Raw genomic sequence first — 21501 nt, 5'->3', positions numbered from 1 at the left:
ACAAAAATAAGGGGTTGATTAATTGAAAATAATATTATTTAAAATAGGTTCTGTTCAACAGTATATTACAGAGTCAAGAAAACTAAAAGACATTTGTAATAGCAGTAAGTTATTATCTAATATGATGAATTATTTAACGGGCATAGTGAAGCATGATTTTAATGGAGAAATATTATTACCTAAAACGGATAAAAAATTTCAACCAAATTATTTTATTGCTAAGTACGATAGTACAAGTGTTTTTGGTGAGAAAGTAGATGAATATATAGATAATTTTATAAAAGAAAAATTTGAAAATGAGTTAAAAGATATGAATGATTCTAAAGTTATTACTATTATAGAACACTTCAAATCAGCTATAGATATATATTGGGTAGAAAAGACTATTGAAGAAGAGCTAAAAAGTGATAATTACTTAGAAATTTACTTAAATTTGAATAAGACAATGGAATCACTCAAATACTCCAATAAGTTTATTCAAAATCAATACACTTTAAATAATAAGCAACGTTGTAAAATTTGTGGTAAAAGGCATTATGTGATTAAAGATAACGATGAAGGACTGTGTGGAGCATGTTTATTAAAGAGAAAGTATAAGAATGATAATAGTATAAACAATGTTTCTTTAGCGAGGATATGTCTTACATATTGGTTAAGAGAGAATGAAGGTAAAAAAGAATTTGAGGTTATTAAAAATATAACTAAGGATTTAAAGAATAGTAGTAAATATGGTGACGTTGAATTATTATATGAAAACACATTAGTTGCTGAATTAGAACGAATAAAAAATTATAAGGATATAATAACAGTAAAGGATTACTTTAAAACTATAAAAAATAATAAAAAGATAAAACAGGAGAAGTTTTATTGTATTTACAGATTTGACATTGATGATTTAGGGAAATGGATGAGTGAAAAAAATCAAGGTAGTAGTAATTGTAAGGATTCTCAAAACATACTATCAAAAAATATACAAGAATTTTTTGATAATATACAAAAATATTTTGATAGCAACAAAGATAACAATAATATACTTGTATATGCAGGTGGAGATGATTTATTAGCTATAGTACCTGTAAGAGATATATTAAAAGTTTCTAAAAAAATATATGAAGCTTTTGACGAATATGTTAAAAAAGGTGATTACAAAGAAATAACTTTTTCTCAAGGAATATTTATAGCAAATTACAAAGATTTATTTAGTGAATCAATAAGATTATCAAAAGAAAGATTAGATGTAGTTAAAGAAAGATTTAGTAATAATAGTATTTCTAAAAATGGATTAGTAATATCCATACTATCAGAAGGGACAAGCTATAAGGAATTTTATATAAAAAACTCATTAAATAGAGAACCTAGCATTGATATAATAGTTAAAATCCTTGATTATTTTACTAGTTCGTCAACGTATTTTCATTTAGATCTACAGAAAATGTTAAATAAATTAGATCTAGAAACAGACTATAATACAGAATATTTAAAAGATATGATTTTAATTCAGCAAAAAAGATTAATGAAAAGGAAGTTAAAAAAAGAAGCAACTATGTCTGGAATGAAAGAAATGTATGATTATTTTAGAATAATATTATCTGAGAATCGCAGTATTAGCAACTATTTTGATATGTTTCATGTATTAAAGAAGTTCTTAATTGTAGGAGGTGAGACTTATAATGAGTATAATGACGATAAAACCCAAAGATAATTATTACATTGGAGGAGGTATTAAACTTGCAAAGAGGAGTAACAAATGGACTCGTTCTCAACACATGCCTACTCCTACTACTTTTCATGGTGCAATAGCATCGCTAATGCTATGTGCAGATAAAGAAAGAAGAAATAGATATATTATAAAACATGACCTAGAATCTAATCCTAAAAAATATTTAAAAATAAACAACATAATGATTAGAGGAAACGAAGATAGTAATAAATCTAAAGATTATTATGTTCCTGCCCCATTAGATTTGTTCATAGATAGAGGTAAAATTAAATATGGAAAATTCATTAACGAAGATGATTATAAAACATCTATGGATATAGAATTACAATATCTGTTATATCCTGATAGGAATAGGTATGAAAAAATAAATAATGGATTTATTAAGTTACAAAATTATAGAAATAGTTATGTTAAAACAATGAGTGGAATCTCATATTTAGGTAAGGAACAAATATTTGGTTATGAACATAAAGTAAGCATTGAGATAGATAAGCAAACTAAAAATGTTAAAGATGAACATTTATTTAGAGTTGATATGAGTAAATTTAAGAATAACTCATGGGAATTTGTTATTGATTATGAAATAGAAACTAAATGGTGGACTAACAATAATGATTTAGCTAAAAGAGGTTTGTTAAGATTAGGTGGCGAAAATAAACCAGCAATTTATACTATTTTAGATGATAGTATCAAAATCAAAAATATAGAAACTGAAAAAAATGAGACTGAATTTGTAAAATTATATTTTTATACTCCAGCTATATTTAAAAGTAACTCGTATAAGCCAGATTTGTTTTATAAGGAAGATAATAATCTAAGTAGTCTAAAGATAGTGGGGGCATGTACGGGTAAACCTTTATATATTGGCGGTTATGACATGGTTAAACGAGAAGCTAAAAAAATGTATCAGGCTGTGCCAGCTGGGTCTATATATCTTATAAAAGATGAAAGGTTAAAAAATGCTACAATCAAAGACATCGGGGAAAGAATTGTGCAGAATTTTACTATAAAAGAGCATGATGTAGAAGGGTATGGTAAATTTAAGATAATACCTGTAAAAGAAAAACAGTTAAGATGGGATGATTAGATATGGTAAACATAATGGAAATAGATACTATGGTTATTTGCTCTACTTTAAATCAGATAGTAAATTATATACCAATTATGGAACATGAGATAAAGGAAGTTCATAACATATCTGTGAAATATAATAAAAAAAGTGAAAATAAATTTCCTTATGACAAATGGAATGAAAATTTGAAAAATGTTTTGCCCGAAAACATTAATTTTAAAGCTGAAATTTCTTTAACAAGTGAAGAATTAAAAAGCCATAAATGCATATCAAAAAAACTTATGGAAATAGAATTACCTAAAGATAAAAGTGTAGTATGGAATATCACTGGTGGACAAAGACATATTGTAATGGCTATAACAAAATTTGTTAGTGAAAATAGAAAAAGTGACATAATTCTTTATTTTGAAGGGGATGAGGAAAAGTATTATTACTATGGGTCTCAAAATGAAAGGATAGAAGTTAATGGTGTAAGATATAAGGAAATAGAAAATTTAAGCATCAAATTGGTTTTGAATTTAATGGGTTTTTATGATAATAAAAAAACGAATAAAGAAAAAACTAAATACTACTCATTACTTAATAATATAAATAATACTGAACAAAGTGATAGCTTAGTTGAAGAATATAAATATTATAATAAGCTATATGAAACATATAAAGTCAATCTTGATTTGATGAATATTATGATAGCAAATAATTTAATTAACATGAAAAATATTAAGAAAGATAGCAAGAAAAACAGATTAGAGTATTTGATATACATGGTTATCAATAATTTTAAAGATAGTAAAGATATACTCGAACTTTTTACAAGTAATAACGAAAGTATTTTAAAAAAGAGTTTAGGATATAAGAAAAACGGTCAGATATTTGGATATATATTAGAAAAAATGGTGTTCTATAAAATTGTAGATATTATAAATAAAAAATTCTATAAGAACATTGCAGATATAGGGTTAAGTGTTAAAGTTTATGATGATGATTCAACAAAAATGAAAGATGAATTAGATATAGCTATTTTAACTAAAAGAGGAAAGTTAATAATACTTGAATGCAAATCAGGGGGTATGACCGGAGATAATGCAAAAAGCACAAATTATACAACATATTCTTTAGGAGGAGTATACGGGATGCCTTATTTGATATGTCCAAAAACTTATGAGAACCAAGAATTTTCTTTTAAAGAATTTGATGAACTTGATGATTTGAAAGATAAGGAAGATTTATATGAAAATGTTAATAAGGCTAAAAGGAGTGCTACTCGTGCAAATTTAATTGTTTGGGAACTTGATGAATTGGAGAGAAAAATAGAAAAATTATTAGAAAGGTAGTGGGAGAATGTTTAAAGATGTTGAGATATTATTAACTAAAGCAATAACGCCGATACATGCAGGAAGTGGTAGAGAAATAGGATTGATTGATATGCCTATACAGAAAGAAAAGCATACTCAAATACCTAAAATAGAAGCTTCAACATATAAAGGCTCTCTTAGGGCTACAGAGGATAAAGACAAAGCAGATATAATATTTGGAACAGATGATAATAAAAGAGCAGGTTTAATAGGATTTTCAGATGCGAGGTTATTATTATATCCTATAAAAAGTGTACAAGATTTGTTTGTTTATGCTACATGTCCATATCTTCTTGAAAGTTTTATAGAAAATCTAAACATAGTAGAAGAGAAAGACATAGCAAAAATTGATGTAGTTGATGGAAAAGTAATACTATTTAAAAAGGACAATGATGAAGACACAATAAAGAATATAATTATTGATACTTATAAATTTGAAGTAAAAGCTACTGAAACTAATTCAGTTATAGAAAAATTAAAGGATACATTAAAAATAAATAGACATATAGTCATACTATCAAATGATGATTTTAAAGAATTAATGATACTTAATAGAGAAATTATAACAAGAAATCGCATTGGTGATGAAGGAGTAGTAGATGAAAATAGTGGAGGGTTATTTACAGAAGAATATCTTCCAGCAGAAACAGTTTTACATAATCTTATGTTTAGAAATGGTATAGAAGATAATAAAGCTGAAGTTGATACATTTATTAATACTATTGATAAAAAAGTTTGTCAAATTGGCGGTAATTCAAATATAGGAAAAGGAATAGTCAAGATAGTAAAATATAACACAGAAAAATAAGTTAAGGGGTGAAAAATAGTGGCAGTTGCAATAGATTTGAACCGTAAAAAAGCTAGGATAGCATTGGATGTAATTAAAGAAGTGAGACAAGAAGATTACAAAAAAGATTTTGTTTCTCATATAAAAAGTTTACCTATGTACATTTATAATAATGGGTTGATTACGATGTTAGCTTTTATTTTAACTAAAAGCAGAAAAGATGAAAGTTATGAATTAATATGTACAAAGATACTGAAATATTTGAATAGTGATATATGTGCAAATAAGATTGAAACTGAAAACATGGAAGAGTTGATAAGTAAACTTATAGATGAAGATCATAAAAATATAAGAATAGTTTCTGTGGATTTACTTACATATTTAGAATGGTTAATAAAGTTTTCAGATAGTATGCTAAAAGGAGAATAATGTATGGAAACAATAAAAGAAGATACGGGTAAACAGCTGTGTTTTTTACATGGATTACAATATAATGAGTTGTTTAGGGATAATTTCCTAAAGATTAACGATAATTATATAATTAATATAGCTCATTTTATAGAAACTAAGGAAAAAGAACATTTAAAAATTCCAGAAAAAAGTGTAGTAATAAATAATATATATAAAGTGGTAAATAAGAAATATACGGTTTTTAATGCTGATATAGAGCGTATCATTATAGATGATGAGGTGAAAGAATATAATGATTCTATAAATTTATTGTGTAAAAATATGAATTATTATAGTCGATATTATGTCAAAGCTAAAGTAGCAGATAAACTTATTATAGGTTTAGGAGATAATAATGCTAGTGAAACATCAATGACACTACATCATATATATGGTGTACCATATATACCAGGACAAGCTATTAAAGGAGTTTTTAAAAAAGTTATCAAAGATAAAATAAAAGAAGAAAAAGATAAGTATGAAAAAGTTGCAGAATTATTATTCGGTGATAGTTATTTAACTGAACATGAACATGAAAATTATAATGATAATATAATCTTTTTCGATGCATTTCCTAATAAAAAATATACAATAGGTAGAGATGTTATGGCTGTACATTATAAAAATTATTATAATGGGAAAGGATTTCCTAAAGACTATGATAATGTGACACCTATATTTTTTCATGTAGTGAAAAATACTGAGTTTTTTATTAGATTTGCTTTAAAAGAAAGAAGACTAAAAGAAGTAAATAGTAAAGAATTAACTGATGAAGAAGTGAAAAAAGAAATAATAGAATTGTTCAAGATATGTTTTGAAATTCTATTAATAGCACTTGAAGATTATGGATTAGGTGCTAAAAAAACGAGTGGATATGGATATTTTGATGTAATTAATAAAAGAGATGTTAAGAATACTTTATTAAATACCAATGAAAATAATAAAAATAATCAGAGTAAACAATGTAAAATTACCAAGGACAATGAGAAAGAAAAAAGGTTATCAGAGATTTGTAAAATTTTAGAGGAGAGACAAGAAAGTATAGAAAAACTAGAAATGATGGCACGAGAAGGAAAAAATTTATTTGAAGAACTAGGCAAATGGAATTACAAAAAAGCAAATAAGAAAGGGAAGAAAAAAATAGAATTAATATGTAGGTATTCAAAAATAGAATTACCATAATTCTTACTAATAAATATTACTAACCACAGAAAGGACACCCCATGAGAATAAACATAAAACTAACAAACAACAACAAAATAACACTACCACTACAACACAACCACTTAGTACAAGCAGTGATATTAAACCATCTATCAGACGAAAAGTATCAATCATTTTTACATGATGAAGGATATAATTTTGGCAAGAGGAAGTATAAGCTTTATACTTTCTCTCGCTTGTTTGGTAAGTTTGAGCTTGATAGTTAAGGAACAGCCAAGGTTTGTATGTGTACAAGTTAAAAAGCAATAAGTAGATTTAGTAATTCTAATAATTTGAATATATCTAGATATTTTGAGTATAATTTGACAAAAAATGAGAATGTTGATATAATAAAAACATTAGAGAATTTTAGATAAATGCACAGGAATTGACAAAACATTATCAAAAAACTTGATTATAGAATAATAGAACTGCTGATTTAGGATTAGTTGCTTATGACATATTAAATCAAATGTGCATTTTTACAAGATAATCAAATGTTATAAATAAAAAAATCCACATCTCCAAGCTAAAGTGAAGCGTTGAAAGTGTTGGAATCAGAGAGATAGAAGTCAAGAAAATGGACATTGACAGAAAAATATCACTCATGTATACGAAAATAATATAAATGTGAATATAAGCTCATTAAAAGGCTCTTTAGCAAAATAAAGAATGTGTATTTTAGGTTGGTTTAACCAGAACATTGGATGTATTGAAATACGATATTTAGTATTGGGTAAGGTGGTGATATAAATGTTTAACCAGAACATTGGATGTATTGAAATTGAGGTTGTGAATTACTTTCATCAGTTTTAAAATATGTTTAACCAGAACATTGGATGTATTGAAATGGCATACCTTTTGCCTGATAGACCGACCCATGTATGTTTAACCAGAACATTGGATGTATTGAAATTGTATTTCTTGCTTTGTTTGTGTTATTTCTGCTTTTGTTTAACCAGAACATTGGATGTATTGAAATAAAGATAAATTACAAGAAAATACAAGAGTTAGAGACGTTTAACCAGAACATTGGATGTATTGAAATTCCTCACTCTTTGGTCGCTTCAACTCTATATTAAGTTTAACCAGAACATTGGATGTATTGAAATTTTTCTACTTGGTACGTCTGCCAAGCGTTATCCACGTTTAACCAGAACATTGGATGTATTGAAATATATAATTATTCCATTCCTTTCTAAGCGTTAAAGCTGTTTAACCAGAACATTGGATGTATTGAAATGAAGGATTCTGTAATTGAAGTGTATCAAACACTTCTCCGTTTAACCAGAACATTGGATGTATTGAAATTTTTTAATTTTTAACTTTGTCTCTATTTTTGGTATCGTTTAACCAGAACATTGGATGTATTGAAATTGCATTAAATGTATGCTATATATAAGCTTTGTTAAAGTTTAACCAGAACATTGGATGTATTGAAATTTTCTTGTTTTATTCTTCTATAGTTCCAGTTTTTATGTTTAACCAGAACATTGGATGTATTGAAATTTTATGTTTAATGGACATTGGTTTAATGCTTCTTCTGTTTAACCAGAACATTGGATGTATTGAAATACGAAATTAACGGTCAAGTAGTAGCATTTGAATTAGTTTAACCAGAACATTGGATGTATTGAAATAAAGGAATTAAAGCAGCCGAAGCAACAACGTACATGTTTAACCAGAACATTGGATGTATTGAAATTTATTACGGTTATGTCGAAGGACAATTTGCTGAATTAGTTTAACCAGAACATTGGATGTATTGAAATAAACTAAACCGTATGCAAAGAGCACTTGGTAAAATGGTTTAACCAGAACATTGGATGTATTGAAATTGTGGGGTGTAAAGATGAGACTATGGCATAAAGATTGTTTAACCAGAACATTGGATGTATTGAAATAAATAAATGGCTATATATTAGAATTAGCCCAAATAGGTTTAACCAGAACATTGGATGTATTGAAATAGTGTTAATTTAAAGCAGAGTCCTGAACCTCTTTTTTGTTTAACCAGAACATTGGATGTATTGAAATCAATGTTGTCATCTAATTTTAAAAGGTATGTACACGTTTAACCAGAACATTGGATGTATTGAAATATCTCTGGATAATAGATACAGATATCTTGGAAATTGTTTAACCAGAACATTGGATGTATTGAAATTCTATAAGCTTTGTTATACGGAGATACCTAGCTATGTTTAACCAGAACATTGAATGTATAGCTCGTATTTTTGGATAGATGAATTTATTGTATAAAACACCTATTTCTTCGATTGTAAGGAAATAGGTGTTTTTACATATTGTAATCCTACAAAAGCACATTCAATAATATATAAAGTTGAATTGAAGTAAAAAATTATGTCGAATAATAACGAATTTGCAGTTTCATAATTCAAGTATTTTGTTATAATGAATATAAGAACGACGATTAATATAATAGAATAATTAGAATCTATAGTAGTACTACATCATGGAAGGGGACATAAAAATGAAAGTTGCTGATAATAGATTTGAAGAAAAATATATTGAAAGAATAAAAAAATTTCCTAATCAAATTTTAGATGAACATGAATATGCTATTCAGCAAGGATTTTCATATTTTGCTTCTGATAAATATAAAGATAAATTTATTGGTAAACCACCAAAAGGTGTTAAGAAAAAGATGATAAGAGATGCTATTGCTGGGAAAGCACCGCTACTGGGTGTTTTTTCAAATATGTTAGGTACTATAAGAGGTATGATACAAAACTTCAAAGATGCAGAAGAATATGTAGTAGAGCTTGAGAAAACGGGACGTATAGTAGATGAAAGCTCAATATGTAGTGAATCAGTATGGCAGGAGTTACAAAAATATGCTTGGGATAAGCATAATGTCCTTATTGGGTTTACAGAAGTGCCAAGAGAGTATATTTTTAAGAGAAAGGCTTTATTATTTAAATATGCTATCGTTTGTATCCAAGAAATGAAAGAAGAAGCTATTAGTAAAGCACCTTTAATTGAAGCTAGCTATGAGGCATTGCGTGTGTATAACAGTTTAGGCAAAGCCACTAATGATATGACTAGATGGCTAAAAGAAAATTATGGGATTAAATGTATGGCTTGTTCACCTATGGGAGGGCTAGTAGATACTGTACCTTTAGCTCAAAAAGCAGGGCTAGGAGGAGTAGGGCATAATGGATTATTGATAACTCCACAATTTGGACCTAGACAAAGGATATCTGTGATATTTGTAAATAGACCCATATTTGATTTTACAGATAGCAAAGAACATTTATGGATTAATGAGTTTTGTAAAAATTGCAGGACATGTGAAAGAAAATGTGAGGCAAATGCGATTTATACTAATAAAATCAAAAATGATACTACAGGATTTGTTACTTCTATAGATAGAGAAAAGTGCTACCCCTATTTTTCAAAGACTGGAGGTTGTGGAGTGTGTATCAAAGTATGTCCTTTTTCAAAAGGTAATAGTAGCTATGAAAAAATAAAGGATAGATATTTTAGTAAGGAAAAAAAGTATATTAATTAAGGTATATTCTCAAAACAAAATGATTTAGTAAGCTTGTATACAGTCAACCTCCAGCAGTATAAAAAACACAAGAGGTCTACAGCATGAAAGATGGCTTGAGATACCTGTTTCGACAAAGAAATACAAATATTCTATGTATTCACAAAAAATAAGAAGTGTGTTATAATGAAGGTCGAACGTTTTTAGTGTAACTATGAGGAATTTAAATATAAATAAACTTAATGATAAGGTAAATATACTAACAGATAGAGTTGAAAACAAGAGATTAAATTGCAGATATAATAAACTGCTGAGTAATATATGTTATATAAATAAACTGAATATAAATGTATAGGTGCTAATATAATTATTAGATAATAGGGAAGCTAGGTGAAATTCCTACACGGGCCCGCCGCTGTAAATAGCTTATAGTGTTCATATACCACTGCCTTTTTGGTGGGAAGGTTGAATATCTTAGAAAGCTTAAGTCAGAAGACCTGCCTTAACATAGATTGCATGACTCTACGGGATCTAGAGGTAGTATAATCATATTAGATGATGTACATATCCCCACCGTTATTCGTAATGGTGTTTTTTATTTGGTTAAATTCCTAGGACATGCTTTCTAGTAGTATCTATAACATTAATAAATAAAAAATAAGAGGTGGATTATGAACGTCAAAAAAATTAGTATTATAGGGGTATTTATTGCTTTATCAATAGTGGGGTCATTTCTCCCAATACCATCACCAGCAGGGACTGTTGCATTTGATTCAATGCCTGCATTTATTGTTGCTGTTATAATAAATCCAATAATGGGCGGAGTTGTAGGTGTGATGGCACATTTGTTGTCAGCATTATTAAAAGGATTCCCGATGACAGCACTTGTACATTTATTAGTAGCTTGTATGATGTTTTTTACGGTCTTTGTATTTGGAATAATATATAATAAAAATTATAAAGTAGTTTCTGTAATAATAGGAACAGCATTGAATGGGCCTGTGAGTCTAGTACCATTTATATTTATATTTGATGTTAAATTCTTTTACGCAATGTTATTGCCTCTTACGGTAGCTTCATTATTAAACATTGTAGTAGCTGTATTGGTTATACCAAAATTAAAGGAGATAGTTACTAATGAATAGAGATTTAGTTAGTTTTGATATAGGTTTAAATAAAAAACTTGTAGTTACTACAGACTGTAGTGGTAGTTGTGGTATGCTTGAGTTTGATGATGTCAAGGTCAGTAATGAAGTAGTCGCTTACTTTACTGCTAGAGTTGCATTGATGGAACTTATGAGTACAAAGGCTGTCCCGATAGGGTATAGTGTGCTTAATCTCACATCCAAGAGCTATGAGCCTATTCACTTAGGTGTCAAGAGAGCTCTTAGAGAATGTAATATAACAGACCTTAAGAGTATAAGTAGCTCAGAAACTAACTTTATCATGAGACAAACAGCTATAGGGGTAACGTTTTTAGGTATACTAGACTGTTTTCATAAAGAAGATTATAAAGATGATATTGCATATGGTGTTTTTGGTAAGCCTTTAGTGGGCAATGAGGTTCTTGAGCAGATAGATGATGTATTATCTTTAGAAGATTTCAGTAAGATTTTAAAAGATGACGATATATTAGAAATAATACCTGTAGGCTCAAAAGGTATAAAAACAGAGTTTGAAGGGTATTTTGATAAAAAATTGATAGATAATAAAGCTATAGATATAATCAAATCAGCTGGTCCATCTACATGCATTATAGTAAGCTACAAATATGATAGTAATAAATGCTTAAAAGAAAGATATAAAGATTTGTTTTGTGATTTACAAATAATAAAATAGCCACAAATTGAAGTGAGTGTCAATTTACAAATGGACACTCTTTTTATTACAACATTTTGAAAGTTTAATACTTTTTTGTAATGTTTTGCGAATTATTTTTAAGAGAACGTAAAAATATAGTTAAATAAAAATAACTTTTATAGAAAATATTGACATGCAAAAAATCGCTTGGTAAAATTATTAATAACACCAACCAAATAATATACATTCCAATATACAAATCTTTATACTACTTGTACACATATTCAGATATATATCCTATAAAACCAGAGGGGTGATAAATTTGAAATATGAATGTAGTGATATCTTTATGATAAGGACACCGAGCTTACCTATTGAAAAATTTCTATGTTTACAAAATTCCGATAATGATATGAAGAAATTCATTACAGACAATAAGTTATATGATTTTATAAATGAAAGTTTACTATTTTCTAGTAGGTCTTTGCAGAAATCTTTAGACAAAGATATAAAAAAGAAAAAGAAGTTAAATAATTATAATCTTAGTCTTATTAAATATGTTACAAGAGCATCGACTAGACCAACTCCATATGGGTTACTTGCAAGTGTTGGATTGGGTAGATTTATGGATGCTAAAGATACTCAGATAATAATAGATAATGATAAATTTATAAGAGATGCTAATATAGATAATTATTGGATTTGTTGCATTATACAAGAACTAGAAAAGCAAGATGAGATTTTAACGAAATTAAACTTTAAGTTCAATACACTTTGTTATAAATATGGCGATAGGATGAAAAATCCTTACGATTCGAATTATGGTGTTATTAGCGGTAATGAAGAGTTTGTACAAGAGAATAATATTAAGCATTCTGCATTAGTTGATTTAGTTAAAAAATATTCAGAAAATTTTATAAATTTTGAAAAATTAAAACTCATCATTTCTCAAAAATACGAAGGAGTTCCAGATTCTTTGGTAACTAATACTTTAAAAAAGTTAGTTGAAAACGAATATTTACTATCAGATTTGAGAATCCCTGCTTACTGTGATGACTGCTTAGAACATGTTATACAAAAGTTAGAGGAGATAAAATATAATGGCGAGAAAATGTACAAGCTTAAAATATTAAAACAACAGATAGATAAATACATCAAGAGTGATAATTTCAAAGAAGGAGCAGTCGTAATACAGGATATAATTAAAGTCACAGAAAGTATAAGCAAATCAAAAGACTATTTAAAGGTAAATAGGGGATTAGTCTTTAAAGAAAACAATTTACCTTATGAACTAAAAGTGAAAATGGAGAGTTTCGTAGATGTATTAAGCGATATATCTGTAAATCAAAAAGTGTTTTCTAAGCTTGATAAATTCATTGATAAATTCTCAGAAAACTATGGTTTTGGGGTAGAAGTTCCATTAATTGAAATAATTGATGCTAATGGATTTGATGGATTATCATTAATTCAAAGCACTGACAAAAAGACTTTTGAAAAAGAAACAATGGTTAAAGGTATCATTGATAGAAAAATCTTATATGCACTAATGAAGAATGAGGAAGAGATTAACCTAAAAAAGTCTGATTTTGAAGACGTAATAAAAAAATATCCAATAAATAATCATGCTAAATCCTTTGACATCAACTTCTTTATAACGAAGGCAGATGGTGATTACAATATAACTGTTGGACCTAATATCGGAGCATCTAAGGGAGGCAATATGTTCCAAAGATTTGCAAACTGCTTTGATAAAGAAGATTTCAAAGAATACAACAAGATATATGAGAAAGAGAAGATGACCTCAGATGACGAATATGTATTAGTGGAAGCTAGAGAACTCAATGTAAGAGGTAGAGCTAATAATATAACAAATAAGTTCATGAATTATGATTATTATATACCAATAGCGTTAACTGATGAGGATTCATCTAAGCAAATCACAATAGAAGATTTAGTGGTGGGATTATCTCGTAATAGAAAAGTGTATCTAAAAATAAATGGTAAAGATAAGATGTGCAAAATTGTAACAGATAATATGCTAAATACAAGAGCAAATAGTAAGTTATTGAGACTGCTAAAAGAGATATCTTCGAGCTATGAGAGCAATATCATAAATAGATTAGTTTCATTATATGACAACAAGTATACCTATGTACCGAGAATCAAATTAGAGGGAATTACAATACATCTTAGAAGATGGATGCTTTCAGAACATATGGTTGATTTAGAGAACTTTGAGAAATTTAAGAATAGTTTAGAAGGTTTTTGTAGTGAATACTCTGTAGATAAGCTAGTTTATATGTGTGAATATGACAATAGACTGATACTGGATTTAGATAAAGATGAATCTATAAAAATACTTTATTCAACTATAAAAAAACAAAGAGATATTAAACTATGTGAATTAGAGATAGGATTGCTAGATAATGGTATTGTAAAAGATAAAATGGGTAAAAATTATGTGTCTGAAATGATATTTTCATTTACACTTAATAATAATGGGAAGATAGTAACTAATGATAGTAAACAAGGACAAGTTAAGCAAAATCTACTTTTACAAAGCAATAACAGAATATTTGAACCGTTTAAAGATGGATGGGTATATGTAAAACTCTATGGTATAGGAAGTAGAGAAAATGAAATACTTAGCAAGATAGAAGGCGTACTTAAAAGTACCCAGTGTTCTAAGTTCTTTTATCTTAGATATCATGATGAATGTGGAAAACATCTTAGGATTAGATTTAAGTTTAGTAGTGAAAAAAAAGCGATTGAGAAAATCATAGTTATAAATGAGTGGCTTAGAGAGTTAAGACAGAAAGCGCTAATTAATAAATGGGTATATGATACTTATCATAGAGAGTTAAATCGATATGGAGGATTAGAGGTAATAGAAGAAACTGAGAATTTATTCTTCGCTGATAGTATTTTTGCTATAAAAGTATTAGAGTTGGTAGATATCAAGAATGAAAGTGACAGAGAAAAAGCTTATGTGATTGGACTTAGTATGATGCTAAAAGGACTAACAGAGACTGATATGGATATGTTTGCAATCCTAGACACTAATAAGTTTTCTAATTCATATAGACAAGAATTCAATAAAAACAAATCAAAATACGTAAATATGGTTGAAAAAGTTTTATTAAATAATGGAGATTATAAAGATTCAATGTTTGAAAATATGAAAAATAGTGCGCTTTTTAGAGAAAAAGCAGCAAGATTGTTAAAAGCTAAATTATCGAAATATTCAGACAAAAACAATATTACAAATCATAGAGCAAGTATAATACTATCTTTAATGCACATGTATTGCAATAGACTCACTGGTTTTAGAGCATATGAAGAAAGATATCTTTCGATGATTAGGCATTCATTACACATGATTATAGAAAGGAATAAACACTTAAATAAGAGTTTCACAGTTTCATAAGAGTATATTAATCATATAAATAGTTTTTAATTCTTGGGGGGATAAAACTATAGACTAAAAGGAGATGATGCATATAGGAGATTTCAAAGATTTTGAATTAGATCTAAAGCAAGTTAATAATAATGGTGGAGCAACTACGCTATCTACTATTTATCCAACGTATTTTTCATGTGTTTATTCATGTCATTGTACCAAAATTGGATGTAGTGATGATTGCCCTACACAAATTCAATGTATTCCATAGATTAAGCATATAGTGATAGAAAGGTAATAGCTAAGGAGTAGTTCTTTAAAAGATTTTACTCGAGCATACTTTAGATTATTAGCTCAGCTGTTTGCTAAAACGTGTGATGATAATATGAGTATGACTTGAGATTGTAAAATGCATTCATTAACTTCGAGGGAGGTGAAAAATATAGGAACTATAAGGATTTTGACTTAGATCTTAAGAAAGTTAGTGGAAATGGTGCAGAGATTCAAAGTATTTTAACGACTAATGGTCCAGCTTGTCTTGTTCAGCAGTAACAATTGTATATAGCTGTGGAGGTTGCAGTGAAGCTTGCCTACCACCAAATGAATCTCAAGATCAATGTCTGCCATAGTTTGGCATTAGAAATTAATAATTGAAAGGGAGATGATTAAAATAGGAAATTTTAAAGATTTTGATTTAGACATTAAGAAAGTTAGTAATAAAGGTGTAGAAGTAAATGAAGCAACATTAGGTGTTATTTGTACTTATATAATAACTAAAGTAGTAGATTCACTTTTTCAAAGTTGTACAGGTTGTAGTAACGTTTGTCCACCACCGAATGAATCACAAGATCAGTGCCTTCCTTAAACACATAATAAGTTAGTAAGTAATGTTGAGTAGAAGTTGTCCAAGTGCCATTGTTATTTTTTAACATTTAGTTATTCTCCCCAAGAATTATATAAAATTAAATAGGAGTGGACTATGAATAAAAAAAATATAGTTGCAATTATAGGCACTAATAATAAAGATTCAACTACAAAATTGATTACAAACAGATTGTTAGAGAATATAGCAATTAATAACAATGACTATTATTACTCTATATATTGTTTGAGCGATTATGATATAAAATATTGTGAGGGTTGTAATAATTGCTTTAAACAAGGTTTTTGTCCAGTAGATAAAATAGATGATTTAAGAATAATAAAAAATAAATTAAGTAAAGCAAATATAATACTATATTCAAGTCCCGTATATGTTCACAATGTAACAGGTATAATGAAGACATTCATGGATAGAACTGCATTATCATGCCATGTTTTAGATTTTGCAGGTAAATTAGGGTTTACATTAACAACAACATATAGAAGTGGTCATGAAAAAGTAGGAAAATTATTAAGAGAATATCAAGGTTTTGTAGGAATAAAAAGTCTTGATAATTTTACATTCATTCAAAACAAAGATTCAATAGAAGAATTTGTTAAAATAAGCACACAAAAATTTTTAGAAAAAATAGAACAAAATTATGGATATTCTAATAATTTATTGGAACAAATGTTTAACACATTAAAAGATACATATACAAAAATGAGCATAAAAGATATTGAAAACTATGATATAAATAGATACGAATGGAAATATTGGAATCAAAAATGGATAAAAGAATGTAATAGTTTTCAAGAGTTCGCAGTGAAAAACAAAAAGAGATTAAAAGCTGTTAGTAGAAAGGAGAATATACATGGTTGATAAATCATATATAGAGATTCCAAGCGATATTAAATATAAAATGAATGATTTTATTAAAGAGATATATTCTATAATTGAAAAACAGTACGACGAAGAAATACTAAATCCAAAATATTATAATGATATACTTTTACTTATATCAGAAGGATTTTTTATGATAGAAGATAAAGTGAAATTTGAGAAGATAGGATACGACATATGTAAAGCAATAAAATACAACCTAGAAAATTCCATGGTTAATAAAGACCATATAGGAATGATTTCAGGTCTAGGATATACATGTTTTGCTGTGAGAAGATACAATAAAAGCACAGGAAATCTAGAAAACTTTTCTAAAAGTTTAAACAAAGTATTGTTAGAGTTTGCTATAAGTAAAGCAAAATCATTTATGGAGGGTAATTATCAGACCACAATGACTGATTATGATATTATTTTAGGTCTTTCTGGATGTCTTTATTATCTATTGGATTTACCATGGGAAGATGAAGAAAAGGAAGATTTGAAATATCTAGCCAAGTACTTAATTAACCTTACAAATGATTATTCATACAAAGGAAACTCGGTGATGAGATATCACATAATTAGAGAAAAGCAATTTAGAGATGATGAGAAAGAGAGATTTAAAAATGGGAACTTAAACTTTGGATTATCACATGGGATGATTGGGCCCCTTATAGCATTATCAAAGTTTTCCAAGCTAGGATATGATGTTGAAGGATTAGATGAATCAATAAATAAATTATTTAGTGTATATGAACAATTCAAAGTTTATATAGATAATATAGCATACTGGCCAGGGCAGTTACCTTTAGAAGTATATCTGACAGGAAGATGCAGTGAAACTTTAGGATATAAGATTTCAAGTTGGTGCTATGGCAATATCAGTATAGCAAGAGGCTTGCAAAAAGTAGCGCATAATATGGGATGGCCAGACAAAGAGAAGTTATACAAAAACGATTTAATAAATATATTAAATCAACCGCTTGACAAATTTTATTTAAAAAGTCCAGCTGTATGTCATGGATACTCAAGTATACTTTCTTTAAGGACTTTCTCGTATATTAGTGATAAAGATAAAAGATATATAAAAAATATTGAAGAGAATATGAATAAAATACTTGAAGTGTTTAAAGAAAATAATGAATATATAAATGAACACAAAGAAGTGCTGGAAGATAAGGATAATAATATAGAAGGGTATATAGAAGATTTTTCATTATTACAAGGATCATTAGGTATTGCATTAGCTTTTTTAAGTGTGTTATCTGAGGATGTAAAGTATGGTAGATTATTATTAATCGACTAAAAGATAGGTGAAAGATATGAAGAAGATTTACAAAGAAAATAGCAATGTTTTATTTAATTTATTGAAGATAATAAAATATATATTACATGTTGATAAAAAATATATATTTATCGTTGGAGTTTCAACAGTTATCTCAGGTGTTACGCCTGCTATATCTTTAGTTATAATGCAGAATATAATAAACTTTATACAAAAAGCAACGGTAGATATTAGAATCATATTTAAGTATATAGCGTTATACGTTCTTATTGATTTACTTAGTACATTGAAGCAAGGCTTAATAGGGTATTACAATACTAAATTCAGTCTAAAGTTTAATTTATTTATAAAAAACATCATACTCAAAAAAGCTAGTAATCTCAATCTTAAAGATTATGAAAATAGTGAAATTTACGACATGATTAAGAGAGCTCAATACGAGAGTAATGGTAAGTTGCTGTCATTTTTTAACATGTTTGTAGGTGTCATTAGTGTTATTATCACATTGGTTTCATATCTTATAATCTTAATAAGATTTAAAGCATGGATTGTAATAATAGTCATGATTGTGCCAATAATTAAGTATAAGCTATTAAATAAAATCAATACAAAACAGTTTAAAATTAAAAAAGCGAGGACTGATGATGAGAGAAAAGCTTGGTATTACAGCTATCTCATTACAAATGGAGATAATTATAAGGAATTAAAGATATATAAGTTGTTTAAGTATTTTATACACAGGTATGAGACATATATCAAAAAGTTTAATTGCCAAGATATCAAAATAGCAAAAGAAAGAACTATATTTTTATCTATACTGGATCTCGCAGAGCAGATTTTAAATGGAATCATGTTTGCGTATATAGTTTATAATGGTTATCTAGGAATTATACTGATAGGAGATGTAGTTACGTATACAAGGACAGTTATATCTACTAAATCTCAAATACAACAGATACTTCAAACCTTTGCAAATATTCAAAAAGAAAGTCTGTTCATAGATCAATTGTTTTATTTTATAGATTTTAATTCTAAAGAAAATATAAAAACTAAAAAACTAATAAAAATAGACCAAATTAAAGAAATTAGAGTGGAAAATCTATTTTATAGATATAAGCAAAGTCAAGATTATGTGCTTAGAGATATAAACTTAACTATTAACAATAATGAATTAACAGCGATAGTAGGGCGTAATGGAAGTGGGAAAACAACACTTGCTAAGATAATAATGGGTTTTTATGATGATTATGAGGGAAAAATTTATGTCAATGGTATAAATCTAAGAGATATAAGTAAAAAAAGTTACATGAATAGAATAGGGGCACTATTCCAAGATTTTGCTAAATTTGAAGCTACTTTTAGAGAGAATATTGGATATGGAAATCTCCATATCATAAATGATGATGATACTATAATCAATATAGCTAGTAAATTCAACGTAGATAATATAGCTAACAATAATGAGCAGTATTTAGAAACACAGCTAGGTTATTGGTTTGATAAAGGTAAGCAGATATCAATAGGGCAATGGCAAAAGATAGCTTTATCAAGAGCATTTGCAAAAAAAGCCGATTTATATTTTTTAGATGAGCCTAATGCAGCACTTGATGCAATATCAGAATACAACATAGCAAGGCTATATACCGAGTTGTTAGATAATAAACTAGGTGTAATCATAGCACATCGATTTAATAATTTTATTAAGCAAGCCCAGAATATAATTGTAATGGAATCAGGAGAAATTATAGAGAAGGGGACTCATAGAGACTTAATAAGATTTGGTGAATTATACAAAAAATTATATGACCTACAAACACAAGATAGCAAATCAGAGATAGAAATAGCTAGAGCATAAAGCTATCAACCTAGTGATAAGATACTTCCAGTTTATTTAATTAAAATTAGATTGTTTACTTGGAGGTATTTTTTTATGGGTAGAAGTGTAGTTGTAACTAAAGATGTCACCTCACATAAAATAATAAAAGGGATTCCTGCGAAATAAAAGGATATCTCGAAAACTAATACTACAATTAGTGGTATATGTATTATTTAGAGGGGATAACATGCCATGCTTAAATTAGATAATGTATTAATACTTCCAGATACAAAAATAAAAGAGACTATGGAAATAATCGATAAAAACTCTTTGCAGATTGCAGTTGTAGTTGATGAAAACAATAGACTGTTGGGAACGGTAACCGATGGAGACATTCGTAGAGGAATATTAAATGGAGTATCAATAAAAGAAAAAGTAACAAAGATTATGAATGTTACACCAATAGCTACAAATGAAGATGTAACTATAGATGAAATCATAAAAATTCTAAGCGAAAATAAACTGCATCATTTACCTATATTAGATAAAGAAGGTCGTGTTAAGAGGATAGAATTTTTAGATAAATTACTTAAATATCAAAAGAGAGAAAACTGGATTATATTGATGGTGGGGGGATTAGGTAGAAGGTTAAGACCACTCACTGAAAATTGTCCAAAACCTATGCTTAGAATTAAAAACAAACCTTTATTAGAAATCGTTATAAAACATTTTGTGACTCAAGGTTTTTATAAATTTTGTCTATGCATTAATTATAAAGGCAATTGTATAAAAAACTATTTTAAAGATGGTAGTCAATTGGGTATAAAAATCAAGTATATCTGCGAACAGAAAGCTATGGGTACTGCTGGTTCGCTAAGTATGTTTAATGAAAAAATACATGAACCTGTTATTGTCATGAATGGAGATATATTGACCAAAGTAAATTTTAATCTGTTAATAGATTTTCACTTAGAGAACAAAGGCGATGCTACTATAGCGGTTCATAATTATGACTTTCAGATTCCTTATGGAGAAGTGAAAGTGAATAACGGAAAACTTATTGGATTTGAAGAAAAACCTGTGTATACGAGTTATGTAAATGCAGGTATTTATGTTCTTAATCCATATTTATTAAAAAAGATACCAGATTCTTATTTTGATATGAACCAATTGTTCAAAGTAATGTTAGAATCAAATCAAATAATTACAGTATTTCCTATTAGGGAGTATTGGATTGATATTGGTTCTATAAAAGATTTTAATAAAGCTAAATTAGATTACGATGAGGTATTCGAATGAGATGTGTAGAAATAGCTTTGGATCAAAGCAAAAAGACATGTAGATATACGTTATCA

17 protein-coding genes, 1 CRISPR repeat array and 1 riboswitch are annotated in these 21501 nt (G+C 27.9%); all 17 genes read left to right on the top strand.

Features of this window, described 5'->3' with window-relative positions; translation table 11 throughout:
- Window positions 1–22: 22 nt before the first annotated feature.
- The 17 genes from P3X86_RS04715 (at window position 23) to P3X86_RS04635 (ending at window position 21445) form a co-directional block, all read left to right on the top strand.
- Complete coding sequence (locus P3X86_RS04715) at window positions 23–1702, top strand: Cas10/Cmr2 second palm domain-containing protein (protein WP_483291474.1); 1680 nt, start codon at window positions 23–25, stop codon at window positions 1700–1702.
- Entirely contained in the window at window positions 1671–2807 is a 1137-nt protein-coding gene (cmr3, locus tag P3X86_RS04710) for a type III-B CRISPR module-associated protein Cmr3 (RefSeq protein ID WP_483291473.1), read from the top strand. Before P3X86_RS04715 ends, cmr3 begins: the two co-directional genes overlap by 32 nt.
- Before the next feature lie 2 nt (window positions 2808–2809).
- Complete coding sequence (locus P3X86_RS04705; RefSeq protein WP_483291472.1) at window positions 2810–4126, top strand: Card1-like endonuclease domain-containing protein; 1317 nt, start codon at window positions 2810–2812, stop codon at window positions 4124–4126.
- A gap of 7 nt (window positions 4127–4133) precedes the next feature.
- On the top strand, window positions 4134–4955 hold the full coding sequence (gene cmr4 / locus P3X86_RS04700) for a type III-B CRISPR module RAMP protein Cmr4 (protein ID WP_483291471.1): 822 nt from the start codon (window positions 4134–4136) through the stop codon (window positions 4953–4955).
- Window positions 4956–4973: 18 nt separating this feature from the next.
- Window positions 4974–5363: a type III-B CRISPR module-associated protein Cmr5 gene (gene cmr5, locus P3X86_RS04695; RefSeq protein WP_483291470.1), complete on the top strand. Its 390-nt coding sequence runs from the start codon at window positions 4974–4976 to the stop codon at window positions 5361–5363.
- 3 nt (window positions 5364–5366) lie between these two features.
- Window positions 5367–6566 (top strand): type III-B CRISPR module RAMP protein Cmr6, encoded by a 1200-nt coding sequence (cmr6, locus tag P3X86_RS04690; protein ID WP_483291469.1) that lies wholly within the window; start codon window positions 5367–5369, stop codon window positions 6564–6566.
- A gap of 41 nt (window positions 6567–6607) precedes the next feature.
- The gene (locus P3X86_RS04685) at window positions 6608–6814 is read left to right on the top strand and encodes a hypothetical protein (protein ID WP_483291468.1); all 207 of its coding nucleotides are present in this window, start codon (window positions 6608–6610) and stop codon (window positions 6812–6814) included.
- A 462-nt stretch (window positions 6815–7276) separates the two neighbouring features.
- Window positions 7277–8819: direct repeats of the CRISPR family, unit length 30 nt; unit sequence GTTTAACCAGAACATTGGATGTATTGAAAT.
- 262 nt (window positions 8820–9081) lie between these two features.
- Complete coding sequence (locus P3X86_RS04680) at window positions 9082–10122, top strand: 4Fe-4S dicluster domain-containing protein (protein WP_483291467.1); 1041 nt, start codon at window positions 9082–9084, stop codon at window positions 10120–10122.
- Window positions 10123–10437: 315 nt separating this feature from the next.
- A riboswitch (cobalamin riboswitch) is annotated at window positions 10438–10620 on the top strand.
- 152 nt (window positions 10621–10772) lie between these two features.
- Complete coding sequence (locus P3X86_RS04675; protein ID WP_483291466.1) at window positions 10773–11246, top strand: ECF transporter S component; 474 nt, start codon at window positions 10773–10775, stop codon at window positions 11244–11246.
- Window positions 11239–11940 (top strand): hypothetical protein, encoded by a 702-nt coding sequence (locus P3X86_RS04670; RefSeq protein WP_483291465.1) that lies wholly within the window; start codon window positions 11239–11241, stop codon window positions 11938–11940. The genes P3X86_RS04675 and P3X86_RS04670 overlap by 8 nt, the downstream gene beginning before the upstream one ends.
- A gap of 283 nt (window positions 11941–12223) precedes the next feature.
- On the top strand, window positions 12224–15328 hold the full coding sequence (locus tag P3X86_RS04665) for a lantibiotic dehydratase (RefSeq protein WP_483291464.1): 3105 nt from the start codon (window positions 12224–12226) through the stop codon (window positions 15326–15328).
- A 67-nt stretch (window positions 15329–15395) separates the two neighbouring features.
- The gene (locus P3X86_RS04660) at window positions 15396–15572 is read left to right on the top strand and encodes a hypothetical protein (RefSeq protein WP_483291463.1); all 177 of its coding nucleotides are present in this window, start codon (window positions 15396–15398) and stop codon (window positions 15570–15572) included.
- A gap of 390 nt (window positions 15573–15962) precedes the next feature.
- Entirely contained in the window at window positions 15963–16166 is a 204-nt protein-coding gene (locus tag P3X86_RS04655; RefSeq protein ID WP_483291462.1) for a hypothetical protein, read from the top strand.
- Window positions 16167–16280: 114 nt separating this feature from the next.
- Complete coding sequence (locus P3X86_RS04650) at window positions 16281–17045, top strand: flavodoxin family protein (RefSeq protein ID WP_483291461.1); 765 nt, start codon at window positions 16281–16283, stop codon at window positions 17043–17045.
- Window positions 17038–18351 carry a lanthionine synthetase LanC family protein gene (locus P3X86_RS04645; protein ID WP_483291460.1) on the top strand — a complete coding sequence of 438 codons (1314 nt, stop codon included), beginning with the start codon at window positions 17038–17040 and terminating at the stop codon, window positions 18349–18351. Before P3X86_RS04650 ends, P3X86_RS04645 begins: the two co-directional genes overlap by 8 nt.
- Window positions 18352–18367: 16 nt before the next feature.
- Complete coding sequence (locus P3X86_RS04640; RefSeq protein ID WP_483291459.1) at window positions 18368–20185, top strand: ABC transporter ATP-binding protein; 1818 nt, start codon at window positions 18368–18370, stop codon at window positions 20183–20185.
- 213 nt (window positions 20186–20398) lie between these two features.
- Window positions 20399–21445 (top strand): nucleotidyltransferase family protein, encoded by a 1047-nt coding sequence (locus tag P3X86_RS04635; protein ID WP_483291458.1) that lies wholly within the window; start codon window positions 20399–20401, stop codon window positions 21443–21445.
- Window positions 21446–21501 lie beyond the last annotated feature (56 nt).

The organism is Abyssisolibacter sp. ZYX002 (genome assembly GCF_056892235.1).
The sequence above is the reverse complement of the archived record's forward strand: the minus strand, read 5'-3'. Positions and strand labels throughout refer to the sequence as shown.

Bases quoted from the DNA above. Each gene is read 5' to 3' on its own strand.
- P3X86_RS04685 (WP_483291468.1), top strand. From the start codon at position 6,608: ATGAGAATAAACATAAAACTAACAAACAACAACAAAATAACACTACCA.
- cmr6 (WP_483291469.1), top strand. From the start codon at position 5,367: ATGGAAACAATAAAAGAAGATACGGGTAAACAGCTGTGTTTTTTACAT.
- P3X86_RS04680 (WP_483291467.1), top strand. From the start codon at position 9,082: ATGAAAGTTGCTGATAATAGATTTGAAGAAAAATATATTGAAAGAATA.
- P3X86_RS04675 (WP_483291466.1), top strand. From the start codon at position 10,773: ATGAACGTCAAAAAAATTAGTATTATAGGGGTATTTATTGCTTTATCA.
- P3X86_RS04645 (WP_483291460.1), top strand. From the start codon at position 17,038: ATGGTTGATAAATCATATATAGAGATTCCAAGCGATATTAAATATAAA.
- P3X86_RS04670 (WP_483291465.1), top strand. From the start codon at position 11,239: ATGAATAGAGATTTAGTTAGTTTTGATATAGGTTTAAATAAAAAACTT.
- P3X86_RS04640 (WP_483291459.1), top strand. From the start codon at position 18,368: ATGAAGAAGATTTACAAAGAAAATAGCAATGTTTTATTTAATTTATTG.
- P3X86_RS04655 (WP_483291462.1), top strand. From the start codon at position 15,963: ATGATTAAAATAGGAAATTTTAAAGATTTTGATTTAGACATTAAGAAA.
- P3X86_RS04635 (WP_483291458.1), top strand. From the start codon at position 20,399: ATGCTTAAATTAGATAATGTATTAATACTTCCAGATACAAAAATAAAA.
- cmr3 (WP_483291473.1), top strand. From the start codon at position 1,671: ATGAGTATAATGACGATAAAACCCAAAGATAATTATTACATTGGAGGA.
- cmr4 (WP_483291471.1), top strand. From the start codon at position 4,134: ATGTTTAAAGATGTTGAGATATTATTAACTAAAGCAATAACGCCGATA.
- P3X86_RS04660 (WP_483291463.1), top strand. From the start codon at position 15,396: ATGCATATAGGAGATTTCAAAGATTTTGAATTAGATCTAAAGCAAGTT.
- P3X86_RS04705 (WP_483291472.1), top strand. From the start codon at position 2,810: ATGGTAAACATAATGGAAATAGATACTATGGTTATTTGCTCTACTTTA.
- P3X86_RS04650 (WP_483291461.1), top strand. From the start codon at position 16,281: ATGAATAAAAAAAATATAGTTGCAATTATAGGCACTAATAATAAAGAT.